The sequence below is a fragment of the Flavobacterium tistrianum genome (genome assembly GCF_003254545.1).
Lineage (GTDB): Bacteria > Bacteroidota > Bacteroidia > Flavobacteriales > Flavobacteriaceae > Flavobacterium > Flavobacterium tistrianum.
In genome coordinates, this window is record NZ_QJRH01000073.1 from 483,737 (window position 1) to 506,100 (window position 22,364).

Sequence of the window (22,364 nt, forward strand, 5' to 3'; positions counted from 1 at the left end):
ATGAAAAGAACAATTACTATACTCGCATTATTGGTTATACAGCTGATTTATTCACAAACCAAAAACAAAGCTGCCGATGCTCTTTTTGATAAGATGTATTATGTTGAAGCCGCAAAATCGTACGAACTTTCTATAAATAATGGAGATGCTTCTAAAGAAACGCTTCAAAGGCTTGGAGACGCTTACTATTTTAACACCAAAATGTCAAGTGCTTCAAAATGGTACGGCAAACTAATTGCTGAATATCCTAATGAAGTTTCCGCCGAATATTTGTTTCGTTATGCACAGTCATTACAAGGAATTCAAAACTATGAGTTGGCAAAAAAATGGATGAAAGCCTTTGCCGAAAAACAAAAATCGACTGACCCAAGAGCTAAGAATTTTTCGCTTAAAAATGTCACATTAGAAGATATAGAAAACATAAAACCTTCTTTTGTACTTGAAAATTTAGACATCAATTCAGCTTATTCTGATTTTGGCCCGATGTTCTACAAAGGCGATCTGGTCTACTCTACTACAATTGATTCTTCGTATTTTAAAACTGAAAAATACGGATGGAATGATCAGCCCTACTTGAATATGCAGTTGGGAAAAATAAGCGAAACGCAATCGAATGTAACTTTCAAAGAACGCTTTGGAAAAGATATTACAACAAAATATCACGAAGCCTGCATTGCTTTTTCTCCAGACGAAAAAACGATTTATTTTACCCGAAACAATTACAACGGAAAACTGAAACGCGACAGCAAAGGCATTAATAATCTTAAGATTTTTTCTGCTACAGCAACAGAAAATAGCAACGGTACCGTTTCTTGGAAAAATATTCAGGAACTGCCTTTTAACAGTGATAATTATTCTGTTGGACATCCTTCAGTAAGCAAAGACGGAAAAAAACTTTATTTTGTATCGGATATGCCTGGAACCATTGGCTCAACAGATATTTTTGTTGTAGATATTTTAGGCAACAACCAATTTTCTCAGCCAAAAAATTTAGGCGAAAAAATAAATACAACTGGACGAGAAATGTTCCCATATATTACCGATCAGGCCCTATATTTTTCTTCTGACGGATTCTTAGGCTTGGGAGGTCTGGACGTATTTGAAAGCAGAATAAATGATGGCGCTTTTGATGCTCCTGCCAATCTAGGAGCACCTTTAAACAGCAATAGAGACGATTTTGGCTATATCGTTAACGAGGCAACCAATAAAGGTTTTGTTTGTTCAAATAGAAAAACTGGAAAAGGCGATGACGATATTTACTCTTTTGAAAGATCATGCAACCAAGCCATAAGCGGTTATGTTTTTGATGCCATTTCAAACAATAGAATCGCAGGCGCTATGGTAACGCTGAAAAATGTCAACGGTATAAAAGTGGCTGAAACCGTTTCTCAGCTTGATGGAAAATACGATTTTAATAACAACGTAAATTGCAATACGCCTTATACTATCGAAGTCTCAAAAGAGAATTATAACAACAATACTAAAGCAATTGTAACGGCAAACAGTTCAGGAAAAACCGAAGCTTTAGTTGGTTTAGATCCAGCTTTAATTGTGCGCGAAAATGGTCTCTTAAAAATCAAAATCGGAATTATCTACTTTGATTTAGACAAATCAGAAATTCGATATGATGCTGCAATAGAATTAAATAAAGTAGTTCTCTTAATGCATCAGTACAATACAGTTGTAATTAAAATTGAATCGCATACCGATTCTCGAGCCAATGACCAATACAATCTCGAACTCTCCGATCGAAGAGCAAAAGCCACAAGAGATTATCTCATTTCTCAAGGAGTAGCTCCAGAAAGAATTGAGAGCGCAATTGGCTACGGAGAAACGCAATTGATCAACAATTGCTCAAACGGAGTTCCGTGTACAGAAGCACAACATCAAGTCAATCGCCGAAGCGAATTCATTATAACAAAAATGTAAAAGAAAAGCGTCCCAAGATCATCTCAGGACGCTTTTTTTATTTATTTCTATCTTCTTTCTTTGCTCTTGTCAGATCTTGCCTCTTGCTTCTTTCCTCTATTAATTCTTTCCTCTTGTTTCTTGCTTCTAATAAATCTTGCCTCTTTTTCACTGCAGCTTCACACACATCCACTCGCCTTTCATAATCAATCTATCCTCATCAAAAGCTTCACCCGATTGTTTTATGATTTTTTCGCTTGTGCGAATGTTTTTTACCACAAATTTAACGAGTTTATCGAACTCGACACCGCCAAAAAATTCAACATTATCCATACTAACCAATCCAAAAACGCCGTCTGCAATTCCTAAAAGTTTTATTCCTGCACCTCCACATTGCGCCATCGCTTCGATTAAAATAGTTCCAGGAACAAAATTAAAATCTGGAAAGCTTCCCTGAAGCCATGCATCTTTTTCTGTAAACGTCTTTAAACCAATAATTGTTTCTGTCGTATAAGAAATAATTTCATCCACAAAAAGGAATGGGGCACGATGCGGAATTAAATCTTCTATTTTTTTAGTCATGTCTGTAATTTTTAACAATGTACGAATCTGAACTGAAATAGACAATATTAAAATGGCATCTGTGTTAAAAGCAGGTTAAAATGTTAAAAAAAGGGCTGACTCCAAAGTGAGTCAGCCCGAGTTATCAACTCTAAAATCACAAAGTTTTATTCTTCCAGTAAAACAAAACTTTTCGCATTTGCTTTGATTTTATTTCCTTCAAAATCAATATCGACAATCGCTGCTTTTCTTGGTGAAACGCCGCTATTACTGAAATGCGTATGCAAAACATACTTCATTTTTCCGTTTTTATCATAGAAAACATCACCGTGACCTATTCCATTAATTCCAACATCTTTTTTACTAATAATTGGGCTCTCAGACGCTTTTTCCCAAGGTCCAAACGGACTCTTAGCTGTTGCATAACCTACCGCATAATCCGGATTTCTAAAATCATTAGCAGAATAAATCATATAATACAAATCCTTGTGTTTTAGCACTGTTGGACCTTCCGTAACTGACCAAGAAACATTCTGAGTATTTTCCCAAGGAAGAACGCCAGAAATGCATTCTTTTAACGTTTCTTCTTTAATTCCAGACAGGTCATCTTTCAATTCTGCAACAAAAATTCTGTTCCCGTTAGTCAAACGCACGTGATAAAGGTATTTTTTGCCATCCTGATCAACAAAAAAGAAAGGATCGATCTGTTTGCCCAAATTAAACATTGGAGCCTTAGAATCGTTTTTAAATGGCCCAAGCGGACTATCACTGCTTGCAATGGCAATATTCTCATCAGCGGTATAAATCATATAGAATTTATTGTTGTATTTAAAAACCTGTGGTGCCCAAAAACCTTTTGTTCCGTATGTATCTCCTTTTTTTAATGCCAATCCATTTTGTGTACCAGATGGACCATTCCATTTTTTTAAATCCGAAGAAGTGTACACCTGAAAACCTTCTCCGTTCGGAAAATCTCCGGTTGTGGTTCCATACAGATAATAAACTCCATTATCTAAAAAAATTGTCGGATCTGCCAACAAAATCGGTTTGTCTTTTGAAGCCGTTTTTTTAGCCGTTTCTTTTTCTTGAGAACAACAAATAAAGACACAAAACAGACTTAATAGACTAAAATATTTTTTTATTTTCATTGTTAAACTTTTTATTTAATTAATTTAAATTAAAAACTAAAAATCAAATAGTTAAAACATCACTATAGAAAATATTTATAATGAAAATTTCGACAAAAAACATTATTTTATCGAAAAAAATCCGTTTCTATTTCCGAAAAAAAGAAGATTTAAAATCTTCTATAAAAACAGTTTTCTACTTCTAACTTTTAACGCAAAACTTATAACTTCTCCGAAGAAAATTGATACAAAGAAACCGTATGGTACTTCTCTCCTGCTTTTAATGTAATTTTCGGGAATTTTGGCTGATTTGGAGCATCTGGAAAATGCTGTGTTTCAAGAGCAAAAGCAGTCCTAAAGTCGTCTTTGGCACCCGATTTAAACGTATTTTTATTCCGCATAAAGTTTCCGCTATAAAACTGTAGACCAGGCTCTTCTGTATAAATATCTAAAGTAATACCTGAAACATCTCCTTTTATAGTTGCCGCATGAACGAAACCCTCCTTTTTAGTGGTATTCAGCACATAATTGTGATCGTAACCCTTTCCAAATTTCAATTGCTCGTCTTTGGTTTCGATTCTTTCTCCAATTGTATGTTTTGAAGTAAAATCGAAAGGGGTATTTTTAACCGATTTTAATTCTCCAGTCGGAATCAAACCTTCGTCAACTGGTGTAAATTTATCTCCATAAATCTGCAATTCGTGATTTAAAATCGTACCGCTTCCTTCTCCATTCAAATTAAAAAAAGCATGATTAGTTAGATTTACAATTGTAATTTTATCTGTTGTTGCTTCATATTCCATTCTCACAGCATTATCATCTGTGATTGTGTAGGTTACTTTTACATTTAAATTTCCAGGGAAACCTTGTTCTCCATCTGGCGAAACATAAGTAAAAACCAAAGTGTTTTCATTTGTCTTTTCAGCGTTCCAAACTACATCCTGAAATCCTTTTACGCCACCGTGTAAAGCATTTTTCCCATTGTTTAACGGAATCTGATACTGCTTTCCTTCAAGCGTAAATTTGCCTAATGCAACTCTGTTGCCAACTCTTCCGATTGTAGCACCAAAGTAAGGTTCTGTTGAGTTTTTAAAGCCTTTTACACTATTCATTCCGACCACAACATCGGTTGGTTTTCCGTTTTTATCATTCACCCACAAACCTATCAATCGCCCGCCATAGTTGGTAAATGCAGCTTTGATATCTTTATTTTCAATCCAGTACAAACCGACTTTTTTGCCATCAATTATGGTGTCAAAATTTTTCGCTTCTAAGACCGTTTTTACTGAATCTGAAGCTATTTCAGTTGTTTCTTTTGAAACTGTATTTCCTTTTTTGCTGTCTTTACAATTGAATTGCAAAAGTGCCAGCATTACAACCGCAGCAATCTGAATATTTTTCATTTATCGATTTTTAAAATGTTGCTATTATTTTGATGGAATTGCCAATTGAGTTCCTTCACTAACTGGCTCACCTAAAACGGGATATCCATTGGCATCCCAGCTTATTTTCTGCATTCTTGGCGACCTCTTATTCCCGCAGCCTTCTCCCGGATTGGAGTTGGCATGGTACAGAATCCAATCTTCTTTGCCATCAGGAGATTTAAAGAATGAATTGTGCCCTGGTGCATAAACTTTATTGGTTGAAGATTGTTTAAAGATCGGTTCAGGCGATTTTTTCCAAGCATTTGGGTCTAATAAATTATCGCTTCCGCTAAAATACAGCAATCCTAAAGCATAGAAATCGGTCCAGCACCCGCTTGCCGAAAATACAATGAAGATTTTCCCATTTCGTTCTAGAAACTGCGGTCCCTCGTTCACATTCACCTGTGGCGGATTCACATCATCATGCAATGCTCCGTGTGTCTCCCAATCGTGTGTTGGTGCAGAAATCATAACTCGATCACCATCAATTTGAAGAGGATTTTTCATTTTGGCGATGTAAATATTCTGCTGTCCGTTTTTGTCTCCTTCCCAACCTGCCCAAATCATGTACAGCTGTTTTTTATATTCAAAAACATTTCCGTCAATTGCCCATTTATCGGTTTTAGCTGCAATTTTGCCTTTAAATTCAAACTTCCCTTTAAACGGATCCGAAGATTTATTTTCTAAAACATACATCCTGTGATTGTTGTTGTCACCATTGTCTGCCGCGAAATAGCAATACCATTTTCCGTTAATGATATGAAATTCAGGCGCCCAGATTTCAGCAGAATAATTAGTTTTTTTTGGCGGTGTCCAAATCACTTTGCTTTCAGCATTTTTGATATCCGAAAGATCTTTTGTTTTCCACAAAACCAATTTGTTTCCAAGTGTGTTGGTGTAGTAATAATAGCCTTTGTAATACGTGCTGTAAGGATCTGCTCCCGATGGAAGAATCGGATTTGTGAATGTTTTTTGCTGCGCAAAACTTATCGTCGTAAGCAGAAAAAGGATTAGATATTTTTTCATTTTTAGTTTTTATGTTAAAACGTGACGAGAACTTTGTCAAAGTTTCAAACTTTGACAAAGTTGGCTTGCATTATAGCCCTTATTTCTGATTTAAACTCTCAATAACCTCAGTATTAATCTTATTTACCGCTTTAAAATCCATTTTATCCACTTTTCTATCGTAAGTCATGAAACCATTTACTTCGCCTTCAACATCGGTTGTCTGAGTGTAGACCGCTGCCGAGAATCCCGTTTTAACGTATTTTCGAAGCATTTCCGCGTACTTTATGTATTCGGCGGTAACTTCACTCGCATTTTTAAATTTGATGTATCCCCAGCTGTCATTTGCTCTCCAAAGATGTCCTTCTAACGGAAGACCGATTCCGCCATACTCTCCCAAGACCGTAACTCTTCTTGCATCGTACAAATACATATCTGGGCCCGGATAATTGTGTAAATCTAAAATATCTCCTGTTTGAAAGTGATTTCCTCCGCTTGCAGAATTAATCAGACGCGTTGCATCATGATTTTTTGTCCACTCAGTAATTTCAACGGTTTTAAATTGTCCCCAAGCTTCGTTAAACGGAACCCAAACCACAATACTTGGATAGGAATACAGATGATCCATGATCTCTCTCCACTCTTTCCTGTAGATTTCTTCAGACTTTGCAGAACGTTGCAACTCTGTTGCATCAAAGTATTTTCTGTTTTGCCAAATCGGCTGATCGTCTCCGCTTGGCATATCTTGCCAAACCAAAATTCCCAACTGATCGCAATGCGTATACCAGCGTTCTGGCTCTACTTTTACGTGTTTGCGAATCATATTAAATCCTAATTCTTTAGTTTTAATAATATCGTATTTCAAAGCTTCGTCGGTTGGTGCGGTATACAACCCATCTGGCCACCAGCCTTGGTCTAAAGGCCCGAATTGGAAATAATCTTTGTTATTTAATTGCATTCTCACAATACCATTTTCATCTCTTTTTGATGAAATTTTTCGCATCGCAAAATAACTTTTTACCTCATCAACCACTTTATTTTTGCTGATTAAACGAATTTTAGTCTGATACAAAAACGGACTTTCAGGCGACCACAATTTTGGAGCATTCAAGACAATATCGTTGCTTTCACCCACAACCGCTTTTTCTTTGGCAATTTCTTTTCCGTTATCAAAAACAGAAATTTCTATTAAATCTCCTTTTTCTGCTCCATTTACCTCAGCTTTTATACTAATCGTATTTCGATCAATATTTGGTGTTGTTTTTAAGGCTGAGATGCTTTTAGCATTTACAGGCTCAATCCAAACCGTCTGCCAGATTCCGGTAACAGGCGTATACCAAATTCCTTCTGGATTCTTAACTTGTTTTCCTCTTGGTTGCGGTCCATCATTTGAAGGATCCCAAACTTTCACAACCAATTTTTGAGTGCTCCTTTTTTTTATAAACGGTGTGATATCAAATGAAAACGGTGTATATCCTCCTGTATGAGATCCGACTTTTACATCATTAATAAAAACTTCTGTTTTCCAGTCTACAGCGCCAAAATGCAAAAGGATATTTTTACCATTCCAACCTGATTCAATAGAAAAATTGGTTTCATACCAAAGTTCATTTTTAGCACCAACTTCTTTCATCACACCTGATAAACTCGATTCGGCTGCAAACGGAACCAGAATCTGCCCATCATATTTTGAAGGCGCTGTTTTGCCAAATTCCTGAATGCTGTAATTCCACAAACCATTCAGATTCTTCCATTGGCTACGCTCCATAATCGGACGCGGATATTCGGCTAAAGTTTTACTAGGATCAACCTGCTCTGCCCATTTGGTTTTGATTTTATCCCCTGGTGGTTTCCATTGTGCATTTGCTGCAAAAACCGAAAACAAGGCTAAAAAAAGGATACTTTTTCTTTTCATGTTCTATATTTTTAGACATTCAACGAATGCCATGATTTTCTTCTAAATCAAAATGAATTACCGGGCTCATCTCCACATAAGCCCGATAATTACTGAACTAAACTAACTTAACTAACCATATTTTTGAGTTATGAATTATGAGTTATGAATTATCTCCAATTGATATTTTATTCCTCAATAAATAACCATTTAACCATCACAACAAAAACTCATAATTCATAATTCAAAACTTATAACTTCTTCGTAAGGCCAAATTTCTTAACCAAACTGTCATATTCTTTTTTAGAGATTGTAATCATGCAGCCGTGGCGTACTTTTTCAGGGAGGCTGTATTTGTCCCAATCAGAGAAAAAAGTGTAGCCTGAGGCTTGAAACCAAGGTCCGTTTAGGTTATCTGCAATAGACAATCCGTAGGAAACACCTGGATATTGTTCGTAATACATATACCATATTTTGTCATCTGGAGAAGGAATTAACATTGGCGCTTCTCTAAAGTTTGGACTGATAGATTGCTGGGGCAAAGAATAAGGTCCTATAAGATTTTTTGATTTGGCAATTCGAATGGTTTTTCCAGTTGTCCAATACAAAGTTGGGTACGTTTCGTCCTTAATCACGGCGTAATAGGAATCACCGACTTTACGAATAAAAACATCAATCGTTCCCATATCCCAATCGAATAAACGTTTTGGGGTTCCTTCGAACGTTTTTAAATCTTTAGACAATACATACAAAGTTCGCTGACTTGCCCAATAGCGCTCGCCATCTTCTTTGGTTCCTTCCAAATGTGGCGTGTGCCAAGTCATGATAAACTTTTGAGAAGGTTCGTCGTAATACAATTTTGGAGCACCAATTCGCTGTAAAGCGTTAGAATAATCTGGCGTGCTTTTTAAGTCGGGCGTATAATCAGAATGTTTTTTCCAAGTAATCAAATCATCCGAAACCCAAATATTGATAGCTTTTGCATCGTCTCCTGTGTTTCCTGCGATATAATATTTCCCGTCTGGCCCTTTGCAGATATCTGGATGCCCTTTGTATTCTTCAAAAACTCGTTTTCCGTTGTTCAGGTTTTCCCAATGAAGTCCATCCAAACTAACCGAATAATACAATCTACCGTAATCATTGTGCGTCATGTGCGCAAAAAGGTAGGCTTCATTTTTTGGTTTTTCGTTTCCTTTTACCTGTCCAGGAGGATTTGGCTGCTGCGCTTTAGCAGAAAATCCAACCAAAATCATCGTTAGAAAAAAGAGCTGTTTTATTGTGTGTGTTTTCATAATTTTCAATGTGTCAATTAGTCAATTTGATAATTATAAAATTTTCGAAATTCATTAATTATCAAATTGACACATTATCTAATTATCTAATTCTTTTTGTTTGCCTCAGCAGTCATTTTCTTAATCAAATCTGTCTCAGCTTTGATATATGGAGTTCCGTCTGTATGAAGCACTTCATGAAACCATACTTTTGGCTCTGCAGTGTATGTTTTAGTCCAACTATCCCAAGCATATTTCGTTTGTGTCTTTCCGTCTACAAATCCCCAATTAATCATTCCAACGTTGTATTTTCTCGCAATTGGCAAAAATCCTTCAAAAGTGCTTCCGTTTGGTCTTGCCATATATTCTGTACAGATTAATGGTTTTCCGTAACGCTGTAATTGTTTGATTACTTTTTCGAAATCCTGAGGTGTGTTGTAATTGTGGAAAGAAACAATATCAGACTGCTCAATCTGCATTTTGTGCATGGGTTTCATTTTCGCTTCATTGCTCCAATCTCCTACCCAAACTCCAGAAGTCAATGGCTGTGACGGATTGCTTTCTCTCGCCCAAACAAAAACATCTTTTAAAAGCGGTAAAATCAAATCGACTTTGTTTTTGATTTCTACTTTCTCGTATGATGGTCCTGTCATGTTATCTGGTTCATTCCAAACATCCCAACCTAAAATTCGTTTGTCATCTTTAAATTTTGCTACGGTTTCTTTTACATATTTTTCTAAACGAGGATATTGTGTTTTATCCTGAAGCGCCTTTTGACCTGGCGCCTGAACCCATCCCGAATTGTGTGTATGCGGTTTTGGAGCGCGTTGTTTTCCTAAAGCAGGAAACGGATCCCAACAAGAATCAAACAATACAAAAAGCGTTTTGATATGATGTTTGTCTGCGATTTCAAGAAACTGATTCATGCGTTTGTAAAATCCTTCAGCATCTTGCTGGTGCAATAAATCGTGCAGATAAACACGCATTATATTCATGCCTAAATTTTCTGCCCAACCCAATTCTTGATCGATTCTTTTTGGGTCAAAAGTATCTTCCTGCCACATCTCTAACTGATTTATCGCTGTGCTAGGAGAATAATTTGCTCCAACCAACCAAGGCTGTTCTGCGTACCATTTATTGGCCTGATCTTTTGTCCAGATTTCTCTTTTTTCTATTGATGCGGTTTCGCTATTCTTTTCTTCAGGATTACTTTTTTTATTGTTGCAGCTAAGCAATACGAGTCCTGCTAACATAAATGTCAGACACAATTTTACTTTCTTCATTTTAATTTTATTTTTTTTGAACGATTGTTCTTTATGAAAGGGAATCAGCTTAATTCTGCTGATTCCCTTAAAAAATCAGTTTTAATATCCAGAGTTCTGTTCTAGATTTGGATTATTGTCTACATCGCTTTGCGGAATTGGCATTCTGTGATTTTTACCCACCGTGAAGTTTTTAAAATCTGGATCACGGAGCGCAATTTTATCAACGGAAGCTTGAGAATTTAAGTCTCCCCAACGTTTTAGATCTTCCCAACGAACGCTTTCGCCACACAATTCCAAAACTCTTTCCATTTTCAAACGCTCTAGGAATTTGTCGTGATCGTTTCCAATTTCAGGATGTGCTGTCGCCAATGTATTCATGTTGGCACGAGCTCTTACCAAATCAACATATTGATACGCTTGAGCGGTATTTCCCAATTCGTTTAAAACTTCCGCGTAGCGTAATAAAATATCCGCATAACGAACCAATCTGTAGTTTACTTGGCTGTAGTAATCCTCATTATTTCTGTAATAATCGCGACTTCCTTTTCTAAACCAAGCTTCGTTATTGTTCCATTCCCAGTTTCTTCCGTATGTTTTGTCTCCAAAATCGGCTAATAACTGAGGGTAGAATAAAGTCCATCTTAACCTTTCGTCCAATTTTCCGTCTTTATTGTTTTCTTGTTTAAAGGCGTCAACTAACCAGATACGCGCTTGTCCGTCAGACCATCCAATTCCTCTTGGTGCGAAGAACTGAGAACGATTACTAGAAACTGCTGCATTTTGATCTTCACCAGTTCCACCTTTTCTCTGGTCTCCAAATTGGATTTCAAAAACAGATTCAGCATTATTTTCATTTGTATCTGTAAAATTATCTCGGTAGTTAGACACCAAACTATACTTCGCTCCTGCTCCAGAAATTAAAAATTCTAAAGCCATTTTTGCTTCTGGCCATTTGTGCTGCTGCATATAAACTTTTGCAAGAAACGCTTTTGCAGCACCTTTATCTGGTCTTCCTAACTGATCTGCTGACCAATCTCTTGGCAAATCTTCAAAGGCTTCATTCAAATCTTTTTCAACTTGAGCCCAAATTTCATCTACTTTTTTCTGTTGTGGCAAAGCTTGTGGTGTAGACGGTTCTAAAACCAATGGGATATCCTCCCAAATTACAGCGGCATAGTAATAGTGCAATGCTCTGAAAAATTTAGCCTGAGCTATAATTTTCTTTTTATCCTCTTCATTTTGAAAAGCAATATTCGGAACATTCGCCAAAACCTGATTACATCTAAAAATAGCTTTGTAAGTGTCTCTCCACGTTACGGCATTTCCTTCCCAAAAATTATAATTGATATAATTGAATCTTGTCCAATCTGCCAATTCTGTCCACGGACTTACGCTATACCCTTCATCAGAAGTTAAATCCAGACGGAAATAAATCCATCTTGCCCACAAACCGTCTTTATAAAACATGGCATAAATAGAATTTACACCGGCTTGTGCATCACTTTCAGTTTTCCAATATTGGTCTACTGTAATATCATTTGGGCTGTTCAAGTCCAATTCGTTTTCACAAGCGGTAAAAACAAGACCTAGAAAAGCTGCTGTTATAATTATTATTTTTTTCATTACGCTGTTTTTTTAATTAAAAGCTAAACTCTACACCCAAAGAATATGTTCTAAGATTTGGGAATGCCCCATTATCTACACCTCTTTCAAAAATATTACTGTTTGTAAACTCAGGATCCAATCCTTTATACTTAGTAATTGTAATAATGTTCTGTGCAGATAATGTCAATCTTGCTCTCGAAATACCTGAATCTTTTAAGACACTTTGCGGAAAGCTATATCCAAATCCGATATATTTCAATCTGATAAAATCACCATTTTCTAAGAAACGATCTGTATCTCCTCTTGAATTTAAAGTTGAACCTTTCGTAATTCTAGGAAAATCAGTATTTGGATTTTCAGGTGTCCAAGGCTGAATGCCTCTTCTGTAGTTACTATTGTCATCGAAACGATCTACAACACTTCTAAATCCGTCATAAACAGTAGCTCCATGAGAAGCAATCCAGTTCATAGAAAAATCGAAGCCTTTATATTCAGCTCCAGCGTTTAAACCCATTTCAAATTCTGGCCACGGACTTCCAACGATTGTTTTATCTTCATTCGTAATTTGTCCGTCTCCATTGTTATCCTTAAAACGAATATCTCCAGGAACTGCATTTGGCATGATTACTTTTCCGTCAGCATTTTTGTAATTGTTAATTTCTTCCTGATTTTGGAATAATCCATCCGTTTGCAATACATACCACATTCCCACTGGCAAACCAGCTCTTGTTACTGTGTTTCCTGAGTAGTTTTCATTTTGTCCGTTACCCAATGAAACCAGTTTGTTGTTTATTTTGGTAAAGTTGACAGAAGCGTTAAATGAGAAATCATTGATTTTTTTGCTATAAGCCAATTCCAATTCAAAACCTTTATTTTCTACAGTTGCAGCGTTAGAAATTGGGTTTCCTCCATCGTTTCCTGTAGTCAATAAAATTGGGAAACCAAATAATACGTCTTCAGTACGAGCAATAAAATAATCTGCCGTAAAACGTAAATCATTATTTAAAACTCCTAAATCCAATCCGAAGTTGGTTTGTTTTAGTTTTTCCCAACGCAATTCAGAATTTGATAATTTTACTTGAGTTGCAGAAGGATATAAAGTCTGGTCTTTTCCTAATACAATCTGTCCAAAATTATTTACGAAGCTTTTGGACTCATAATTTCCAATATTTCCAGATCCTAATTCTCCATAACTTGCTCTTAATTTTAAATCTTTAATGAATTCTGATTTAAAGAAAGATTCGTTGCTAATTCTCCATCCTGCAGAAAGCGAAGGAAAATTGCCCCACTTATTGCCATCGCTGAATCTTGAAGATCCATCACGTCTAATTACGGCATTGAATAAATAACGATTATCATAATTGTATTCTAATCTTCCTAAGTACGACGTTAAAGCTGCTTCGTTAATAAAACCTCCAACAACTGGTGAATCTCCTTGGTTTAAAACTTCATAATATTCTCCAGTTCCAGAATTCATCGGAAGATTTCTTTTTGTTCCGTAAATCTGATTGTAATTGTCTTTTTGATACGTTTGACCCACTAAAACCGTGATATCATGCTTTCCAAATTCTTTCTTGAAAGTCAATGTATTTTCAAACAATAAAGTTTCTGATCTTCCTTTGTTTTGGTCTGTCTGAGAAGGATCTTGTGGCTGGTTTAAAGTCCAACTTCCTTTTTTTCTCATGTATTTATACGAATCAAAACTCGTTTCATAACCAAAATTGAAACGATATTTCAACCAAGGCACAAATTTTAGTTCAGACCAAATGTTACCTCTAATTCTAAAGTTTTCGTTTGTTGTGTTAGAAAAATCGGCCAATGCCAAAGGGTTTGTTCCAAAAGTATCGGCAACTCCTTGTTTTCCATAACCATATCCGCCTGGGTTAGAAGCGTCATAAAGTGGAATTGTAGGTGTCATTCTGTATACATCAATAATTGGATTTCCAGACATTTCATCTGTTTTAGAATTACTAATAGCTAAATTTTCTCCAATACTAAATATTCCTTTTGTACCACTTGAATTCACACGGAATGAAATTCTATCAAAATCAGTTCCGATAACTGTTCCTTCATTTCCAAAATAATTTCCAGATATAAAAAACGTCGAATTATCGCCTCCTCCAGAAAAACTAGCGTTATAATCTTGCATCATTCCCGTTTTAAAAACAGCATCTTGCCAATCTGTATTTACAGCCATGTTTAAGTTTTGTCTCGGAAGTCCAGCATTGTCATACGCCATATTATTATATTTAGCAAACTCTTCGGTTCCCATTAAATCATAACGAGGCATAGAAGTAAAACTGCTTTTTGCTGATACTTCAACCTGAAGCGGTCCTTTTTTACCTTTTTTAGTCGTAATGATAATAACACCATTTGCCGCTCTAGAACCATAAATTGCTGCTGCAGAAGCATCCTTTAAAACCTGAATCGATTCGATATCATTTGGATTAAAGTCTCTGTTTGCAGAAGTTACCAAACCATCAATTACATATAAAGGATTTGTATTTTGAAGGTTTTTAAGTCCACGAATTTCAACATTGGCTTCTTGCCCCGGGCGTCCGCCACCGCGAACTTTAACTCCCGTAACCAAACCTTGAAGTCCGTCTGCAACTGTCGTAACCTGTCTTTTCTGAATTTCATCAGGTTTTACTAACGCAACAGCTCCCGTAAGGTCTTTTTTCTGTTGCGATCCGTAACCTACAACCACTATCTCATCGAGTTTCATGGCATCTTCTGCCATGGTAACATTTATAGAAGTTTTGTTATTGATGGCAATTTCTACTGTTTTATAGCCTTGCGAACTAAAAACTAATGTCTGATTTCCGTTAGCCGAAATTTTAAAGCTTCCGTCAAAATCAGTAACGGCACCATTTTGAGTTCCTTTTATCAAAACATTCGCAAAAGGAACCGCTTGTCCGTCTGCGGTAGTCACTTTTCCCGTAACATTTATTTGCTGGGCAAAAGCGGACTGCAGTAATAAACTAAAGAAAACCAAGAGGTAATATCTCTTCGTTAAAAAGTGAGTGAACTTTGTTTTCATTGATTTTTGCATTTTAGATAGTTTTATTTCTTTTTGTGGTTTGGTTTAATGAAATATTGCTCTTTTTTAGTCGTCTGGAATGCGGACAAAAAAAGAACTAATATTCTTTAGTTGTAATAAATTGTTCATTTTGTTTCAAAATTATTAATGGTTAGATTTTTCAAACTTTATTTTATTGATAGCATATTTTTAACCTTAAAATTTTATCAATATCGTTTATTTGAAAATTCAAATTAGGCGCTTTTTATTCAAAATAAAATGCTTCATTTGTGTCAATCTCTCTCTCAAATGATTCAAATTGTATTAAAAACAGCCCGTTTTCATTCAGATGCAACATTTTGTAGAATATTGAGACGATTTGCAGAAATATTGATTTAAGCCTAAAAAACAGCACTATGCGTAAATTCTTTCTTTTTTTATGTTTCAGCTTTTTTTCGATAAATTTTTCGAATGCGCAGGAGTATTATTTTAAACATTATCAGGTCGAAGAAGGTCTTTCTAACAATACCGTTTTGACCTCTATTCAGGATAATGACGGATTTATGTGGTTTGGAACCAAAGATGGTCTGAACCGTTTTGATGGCTATCGTTTTAAAACTTATAGAAGCAACGGAGATCCTATTCACAGTTTAGGAAGCAACTATATACAGTCGCTTCACGAACATAATGGCACAATTTGGGTCGGAACAGATAAAGGTTTGTACCATTACGATAAAAAGCTGGATCGCTTTACGATTTTGAATGAAGCTATAAATGATCGTATCAACGACATCAATCACGACCAAAAAGACAACATTTGGTTTGTTTCTGGCAACATTTTGTATAAGTATGCACCAAAAAAGCAGCAAACAACCACTTTCAATCCGAACAAATATTTCATTACCACTTCGATTACGAAAGATTACAAAGGAGAAATCTGGGCTTCTTCTCTCAATAAAATCTATCATTATTCTGAAGAGAATCTTTCTTTTGAAAATATTCCGCTAAATCCGCCTGCCAATAAAGCCAATTTTAGAATCACCGTTATTTATGCTGTCGATTCAGAAAGTATTGTAATTGGAACACAAGATCACGGCGTACTCCTATATAATAGAAAAGACAAAACGACAAGCGAACTTAAATTCGGAATTAAAGAACCGGTTTTTGTGCGTCAATTCAGAAAAAAAGGAAACGACGAACTTTGGATTGCAAGCGAATCTGGCGTTTATGTGTATAATCTAAAAACTAAAACGGCAGTAAATCTTAAGAAAAACTACAACGATCCGTATGCTATTTCAGACAATGCCGCGTACTCAATTACCATTGACAAGGAAAATGGAATTTGGATTGGAACATATTTTGGCGGTGTCAATTACCATCAAAAACAATACACGCAGTTTAAAAAGTATTTTCCTCAGAATAATCAGAATTCCATTAGCGGAAGCGCCGTAAGAGAAATTCATAAAGACGATCACGGCGATTTATGGATTGGAACTGAAGACGCAGGTGTAAATCGTTTTAATCCGAAAACGCAAAAGTTTACTTCTTATAATGTTTCGTACTACAACATTCACGCTTTAATGCCAAGAAAAGATAAAATCTGGGTCGGAACTTTTGAACATGGTTTGGATATTTTAGATAGAAATTCGGGCGCAATTCTCAAACATTACAGCGCAAACGACGGCCGAAGCGGACTGCACAGCAACTTCATTTTTTCTTTTTATGAAATGAAAAACGGCGATCTGATTGTGGTTACGACTTCGGGACTTTACCGCTATAACGAACAGGCTGATAATTTTGAAATTCTGAAAGTCTTTCCAGAAACGTATCATTATACGAATATGAAAGAAGACAGCGACGGGAATCTTTGGGCAGGAAGTTATCGTGACGGATTGCTGTTTTATAATCCGAAAACAAGGAAAAAAGAGGTTTTTACGTATGATTATAAAAATCCGAAAGGAATTAGCAATAATACCATCAATGCGATTTTTGAAGATTCCTCAAAAAACTTATGGGTGGCAACCGAAAACGGACTGAATCTCGTAAACAGGCAAAACCATACTTTTACCAAATTCACTACTAATAACGGAATGCCAAGCAATGTCTTCTACTCTATTCTGGAAGATGATTTAAAAAATCTGTGGCTGACTACTTCTAAAGGTTTGGTAAAATTTGGTCCAAATCATAAAACCATCAAGATTTTCACCACTGCAAACGGATTATTGAGCGATCAGTTCAATTACAATTCGGCTTTTAAAGATGCAAACGGCGATATGTATTTTGGAAACTTAAACGGAATGATCAGTTTTAATCCGAAGCATTTCAGCAAAAACAAATACACGCCTTTTATTTACATTACCAACCTTCAGATTAATAATAAGGATATTGAGGTAAACAGCCCTGAATCACCTATTGAACAATCTATTTCTTTTCTCGACGAATTGGAATTAAACAACAGCCAGTCTTCTTTTAATCTTGAATTTGCGTCTTTAAACTATACGGCGCCAGAGTTGACCGAATATTGGTTTCAGCTCGAAAACGTAAATAATGATTGGGTTTATTTAGGAAGAAATAACAAAGTTTTCTTTACCGAACTGGCACCTGGAGATTATGTTTTTAAAGTAAAATCGCTAAATAGTTTTGGCGTTTGGAGCAAAGAAGTAAAACTAAAAATCCGAATTCTTCCGCCGTGGTATGCGAGCATTTATGCCTATTTGCTGTATTTTGCATTGATTTGCGCTGGTTTTTATTACATCATTCGTTATTCTCAAAATCTGACTCAGATTAAGAATAACCGCAAAATAAAGCACCTAAACGACGAAAAAGAAAAAGAAATTTATCAGGCAAAAATTGACTTTTTTACAAACGTAGCGCACGAAATCAGAACGCCTTTGACTTTGATTAAAGGTCCGCTGGAAAAGCTTTTGGGAATGAAATACGAATCGGAAGAAGTGCCTCAGCATCTTTCGATTATGAAGAAAAATACGTCGCGCTTATTAAAACTCGTAAATGAATTGCTTGATTTTAGAAAATCGGAAATTGGCGGTTTGAAATTGACTTTCGTCGAGGCGAATATTTCTTCGATGGTTCGAAATTTCCATTTGAGATTTAGCCAATTAATTGAAGAACGCGAATTGGAATTTGAATTAGAATTAGGCGAAAAAGACATTCATGCGTTTGTTGATAAAGAAGCTTTCAAAAAAATTCTGAGCAATTTGATCAACAACGCTATTAAATATTCAAATAAAAAAGTTTCCATTTCTTTATTTAGAGATGAAAAGAAACTGCATTTGATTGTAAAAAATGACGGAAATGTGATTCCAATTCATTTAAAAGATAAAATTTTCGAACCGTTTTTCAGAGTTGATGACAGCAGTACGGCTTCAGGAACTGGAATTGGACTTTCGCTAGCTCATTCTCTAGCGCAATTGCATAACGGAAGTTTAGAATTGATTGAAGATGCAAATTACAATATCTTCGAATTGGTTGTTCCGCTACATCAAGAAGAAGAATTTATGCTGTATGCCGATTCTGAAAAAGAACAGACAGAAACTGAAACTCCAAAAGAAACTGTTGAAATTAAAAACGAAAAAGCACAAGTTTTGGTGGTCGAAGACAACGATGATCTTTTGAGTTTTATCACCACTGAATTGGCAGGAACTTATACTGTTTTAAAAGCCGAAAATGGCGAAGAAGCCATCAAAATCATTCATAACGAAAACATTCAGTTGGTGATTTCAGATGTTACTATGCCTGTTATGGACGGATTTACGATGTGCAAAAAGATCAAAACCAATCTCGAAACGAGTCATATTCCGGTTATTTTATTGACGGCCAAAAACTCGCTAAAATCACAAATTGACGGACTTGAAGTTGGTGCAGACGCTTATGTGGCAAAACCTTTTTCTATGGATTATCTGAAAGTACAAGCCAATAACTTGATTGAAAACCGCAGACAGATTATGAACTATTATGCGAGTTCGCCGCTTTCGCACATAAAAAGTATCGCTCACAATAAAACCGACGAAAAGTTCTTGAAAAAACTGGATGACGAAATCCTAAAAAACATCACCGATCAGGATTTAAGCGTAGAATCGCTTGCCGAAATCATGAACATGAGCCGTTCGACTTTATACCGAAAAATTAAAGACATTACGAATCTAAGTCCGAACGAACTGATCAACATCGTACGATTAAAAAGAGCAGCGGAATTATTATTGAATGAAAACTATAAAATGTACGAAATCGCAGAAATGGTAGGCTATAAATCGCAAACGAGTTTTGGGCGAAATTTCCAGAAGCATTTTAATATGTCGCCGTCGGAATATATCAATGCGAATAGATAATTAGAAAATGTGTCAATTAGATAATTAGTCAATTACTCTCATTATCTAATTATCTAATTATCTAATTGGCACATTATTTAATGCCTAAAAGTTGATACAATTCCTCTTTTTTATTCAAAGCAGCAGAAATGGTTTTCCCGTCAATCAATTCTACAACATTTCCGTTGAGGCTTCTAACCGCCTCGAGATTTAGAATAAAAGAACGCTGAACACGAAAGAACATTGGCAGTTTCAGCACTTTTTCCATAGATTTTAAAGTTCCTAAAGTAGCGTACGATCCGCCATTAATAACAAATTTGAGATAATCGCCTTGCGCTTCTACATAAAGAATTTCATTCAAAAGAATCTTAATCGGTTTTCCTTCCGATTTGATAAAAATACGATCCAAATTGATTTGATGCACTGAAGCTGTTTTCTTTAACGAAAGATATTCTTTGGCGCGATTTACCGCTTTCAGAAAACGATCAAAACTAACGGGTTTCAAGAGATAATCGGCTGCTCCAGTTTCAAAACCTTCGATAGCAAAATTGCGATGCGCCGTTATAAAAATGATAACTGGAGCGTTGGTAAGCGATTGCGCCAATTCTAAACCATTAAATTTAGGCATTTCGATATCGCTGAAAACAATATCAATTTCGTTTTCCTGCAGAAACAATAAAGCTTTAGAAGCTTCTCCAAATGAAGCTTTCAGTTCCAAAAATGAAATTTCGGCAATAAAAGATTCGATAATATCTCTTGCAATTGGCTCGTCGTCAACAACAATGCATTTCAACTTTTCCATTATTTTCTTAAAACTATTTTTAAATCGACTTTAAACGAATTTTCCAGTCTTTTAATTTGTAATTCATATTGATCGGGATACAGCAATTCTAAGCGTTTACGGGTTTGAAAATAATATCGAACAAAGTGAATCCTAAGAAAACTAACAATCCAAATTTCAAGCTCGCTGGCGAATTGGTTTTAGAAGTAAATCCGATTTTGATTCTTTCTTCTTTTGAAACTGAGAAAATAATAATCAATCCTAAAATCAGACTTAGAATTTTTCCTGCCCAATTAAACTTTAAATCCAAGTCAATCAATTGTTTTCCCGAAGCCTGTAAAAAAACATCGGCAAGGAAATATAAAATGAAAAAAACTAAATATTTCAGATTAGATTTTTCACTTTTAAAATGTGCAATAACAATAAGCGGAGCAATTAACAAAATCCAAAGAAGTGGCGCAAATAGTGACATAATTTTGATTTTTAAGGTTTTAATTTGAATCAAAAGTATTTGTACTCCTAAAGTTTTTCAAGCAATTTCGGTAGAACACAGACTTTCTTCCGTGAAAACATCTTTTTAATCGGTAAAGCATTTTTAAAAAATCAAAATCTGGACAAAATGGTTTCAAATTATAAAATGAAACCGAATATCACCTGTAAAAGTCTTCTTATATTTTATATACAGCTACTTTTATGTACCTATTTATTAAATTCTAATCCCAAAATAAAAATATCATGAAAAAAATGTTTTGTTTGGCAGTTTGTGTTTTGTTTGGATTAACCTCTTGTAAAAAAGACCAAAGCACTTCTACAGAAAAAGAAGAAACTCCTTTGTCTACAAATTTTCAGCCTGCTAATATTCGAGAGCAAATGATTTATCAGCGAGGCATAGAAGCTGCAATTTGGGGAATTCCAGTTGTAAATTATCAGTTAATGCTCGATGAGGCAACTAAAATTAAGGGAAATTACAATCAGATTGTAATCTGGCCAAAATTATTAGACTGGAAAAACCAAACCCTTACTCCCAATCCAGATGTCATTTATCTAATGCCTTTCTTTAATACAAAGGAAGTAGGTCCGATCGTCCTGGAAATTCCGCCAGCAGACACTGGCGTTTTTAATGGAAGCGTGATGAATAAATGGCAGGCCGCCATTGAAGATATTGGTCCTGGGGGCGTAGACAAAGGCAAAGGAGGCAAATATTTGTTTCTTCCTCCTAATTATGATAAAAGTAAAATTCCCGCAGGTTATATTGCGCTTCAATCTGACACGTACACAGGATATGCTTTAATACGTTCTGTTTTAAAAAGTGGCAGTAAAGCAGACGTTGATGCTGCAATTGCTTATGGAAAAAGAATAAAACTGTATCCTTTATCGCAAGCAGCAAATAATCCAGCAACTACTTTTGTAGACGCTTCAAACGGAGTGTACGATTCTAAAATTACGTACAACATAAATTTCTATAAAAAATTAAACGAAACCGTACAAAATGAGCCTATTTTGGAACGCGATAGGGCAATGATTGATCCTTTAAAAACAATCGGAATTGAAATTGGAAAACCATTTAATCCTGACGCAAGAACTAAAGAAATACTTGAAATTGCAGTAAAAAAAGCTAAAGAATGGCTTGAATTTAATTACGATAATACGCCTCCGTTTTTTGCAGGAACCAATTGGTTTTTCCCTGCTACAAAAGAAACCAAAGAAAGCGTTACAAATGATTTTAAAATATCTCAAATTTATCCGATAGATAATCGTGGAGTTTGCTATATGATTGCTTTTTTCAGCGCAAAACATATTGGCGAATCTCAGTTTTATTTAATGAATATGAAAGATAAAGAAGGTAATGCATTGAACGGGAATCAATCTTATAAAATGACTGTTCCTCCCAATGCACCCGTCAAACAATATTGGTCTATGACGGTATATAATCGGGCAACCCATACTTTTATTGAAAATGCCAAATGGGTAGGAAGATCTTCTCAGACACCTGGCTTAAAAAAGAATTCAGATGGCTCTGTTACCATCTATTTTGGTCCGAAACCGCCACCTGAAGGAGAAAGTAACTGGATTCCAACTGATCCTAATGGAGAATTTGAAGTCCTAGCCAGATTTTACGGCCCAACAAAAGCACTTTATGATCAATCTTGGAAACTCAGCGATATTGAGAAATACTAAA

Annotated in this window: 14 protein-coding genes; 3 read left to right on the forward strand and 11 right to left on the reverse strand. The window is 35.6% G+C overall.

Features of this window, described 5'->3' with window-relative positions; translation table 11 throughout:
• Positions 1 to 1,929, forward strand: coding sequence for an OmpA family protein (locus DMB71_RS21105; protein ID WP_111369588.1), 1,929 nt, complete (start codon positions 1 to 3; stop codon positions 1,927 to 1,929).
• Between the two features lie 147 nt (positions 1,930 to 2,076).
• On the opposite strand, the gene DMB71_RS21110 is transcribed toward DMB71_RS21105, so the two are convergent.
• The 9 genes from DMB71_RS21110 to DMB71_RS21150 all read right to left on the reverse strand — a co-directional run bounded on the left by DMB71_RS21110 (position 2,077) and on the right by DMB71_RS21150 (position 15,100).
• Positions 2,077 to 2,490: a 3-hydroxyacyl-ACP dehydratase FabZ family protein gene (locus tag DMB71_RS21110; RefSeq protein ID WP_111369759.1), complete on the reverse strand. Its 414-nt coding sequence runs from the start codon at positions 2,488 to 2,490 to the stop codon at positions 2,077 to 2,079.
• A 146-nt stretch (positions 2,491 to 2,636) separates the two neighbouring features.
• A complete protein-coding gene (locus DMB71_RS21115; RefSeq protein ID WP_111369589.1) occupies positions 2,637 to 3,617 on the reverse strand; it encodes a glycoside hydrolase family 43 protein in 981 nt (326 codons plus the stop codon).
• A 200-nt stretch (positions 3,618 to 3,817) separates the two neighbouring features.
• A complete protein-coding gene (locus DMB71_RS21120) occupies positions 3,818 to 4,999 on the reverse strand; it encodes an aldose epimerase family protein (RefSeq protein ID WP_111369590.1) in 1,182 nt (393 codons plus the stop codon).
• A gap of 24 nt (positions 5,000 to 5,023) precedes the next feature.
• Complete coding sequence (locus DMB71_RS21125) at positions 5,024 to 6,046, reverse strand: glycoside hydrolase family 43 protein (RefSeq protein ID WP_111369591.1); 1,023 nt, start codon at positions 6,044 to 6,046, stop codon at positions 5,024 to 5,026.
• A gap of 79 nt (positions 6,047 to 6,125) precedes the next feature.
• The gene (locus DMB71_RS21130; RefSeq protein WP_111369592.1) at positions 6,126 to 7,940 is read right to left on the reverse strand and encodes a glycoside hydrolase family 2 protein; all 1,815 of its coding nucleotides are present in this window, start codon (positions 7,938 to 7,940) and stop codon (positions 6,126 to 6,128) included.
• 230 nt (positions 7,941 to 8,170) lie between these two features.
• Complete coding sequence (locus DMB71_RS21135) at positions 8,171 to 9,211, reverse strand: glycoside hydrolase family 43 protein (RefSeq protein WP_111369593.1); 1,041 nt, start codon at positions 9,209 to 9,211, stop codon at positions 8,171 to 8,173.
• An 86-nt stretch (positions 9,212 to 9,297) separates the two neighbouring features.
• Entirely contained in the window at positions 9,298 to 10,473 is a 1,176-nt protein-coding gene (locus DMB71_RS21140; protein WP_111369594.1) for a glycoside hydrolase 5 family protein, read from the reverse strand.
• Positions 10,474 to 10,554: 81 nt separating this feature from the next.
• Entirely contained in the window at positions 10,555 to 12,078 is a 1,524-nt protein-coding gene (locus DMB71_RS21145) for a RagB/SusD family nutrient uptake outer membrane protein (protein WP_111369595.1), read from the reverse strand.
• Positions 12,079 to 12,094: 16 nt separating this feature from the next.
• The gene (locus tag DMB71_RS21150) at positions 12,095 to 15,100 is read right to left on the reverse strand and encodes a SusC/RagA family TonB-linked outer membrane protein (protein ID WP_239453018.1); all 3,006 of its coding nucleotides are present in this window, start codon (positions 15,098 to 15,100) and stop codon (positions 12,095 to 12,097) included.
• A 395-nt stretch (positions 15,101 to 15,495) separates the two neighbouring features.
• On the opposite strand from DMB71_RS21150, the gene DMB71_RS21155 reads away from it, so the two are divergent.
• On the forward strand, positions 15,496 to 19,425 hold the full coding sequence (locus DMB71_RS21155; RefSeq protein WP_111369597.1) for a hybrid sensor histidine kinase/response regulator transcription factor: 3,930 nt from the start codon (positions 15,496 to 15,498) through the stop codon (positions 19,423 to 19,425).
• Positions 19,426 to 19,498: 73 nt separating this feature from the next.
• Here the strand turns inward: DMB71_RS21155 and DMB71_RS21160 are convergent, their stop codons facing one another.
• The gene (locus DMB71_RS21160; RefSeq protein WP_111369598.1) at positions 19,499 to 20,206 is read right to left on the reverse strand and encodes a LytR/AlgR family response regulator transcription factor; all 708 of its coding nucleotides are present in this window, start codon (positions 20,204 to 20,206) and stop codon (positions 19,499 to 19,501) included.
• A gap of 88 nt (positions 20,207 to 20,294) precedes the next feature.
• Positions 20,295 to 20,657, reverse strand: a complete 363-nt coding sequence (locus DMB71_RS21165; protein WP_204251815.1) for a hypothetical protein — start codon at positions 20,655 to 20,657, stop codon at positions 20,295 to 20,297.
• A gap of 263 nt (positions 20,658 to 20,920) precedes the next feature.
• Here DMB71_RS21165 and DMB71_RS21170 point away from each other — a divergent pair, with 263 nt between their 5' ends.
• A complete protein-coding gene (locus tag DMB71_RS21170; RefSeq protein ID WP_204251816.1) occupies positions 20,921 to 22,363 on the forward strand; it encodes a DUF1254 domain-containing protein in 1,443 nt (480 codons plus the stop codon).
• The last annotated feature ends 1 nt before the right edge of the window (position 22,364 follow it).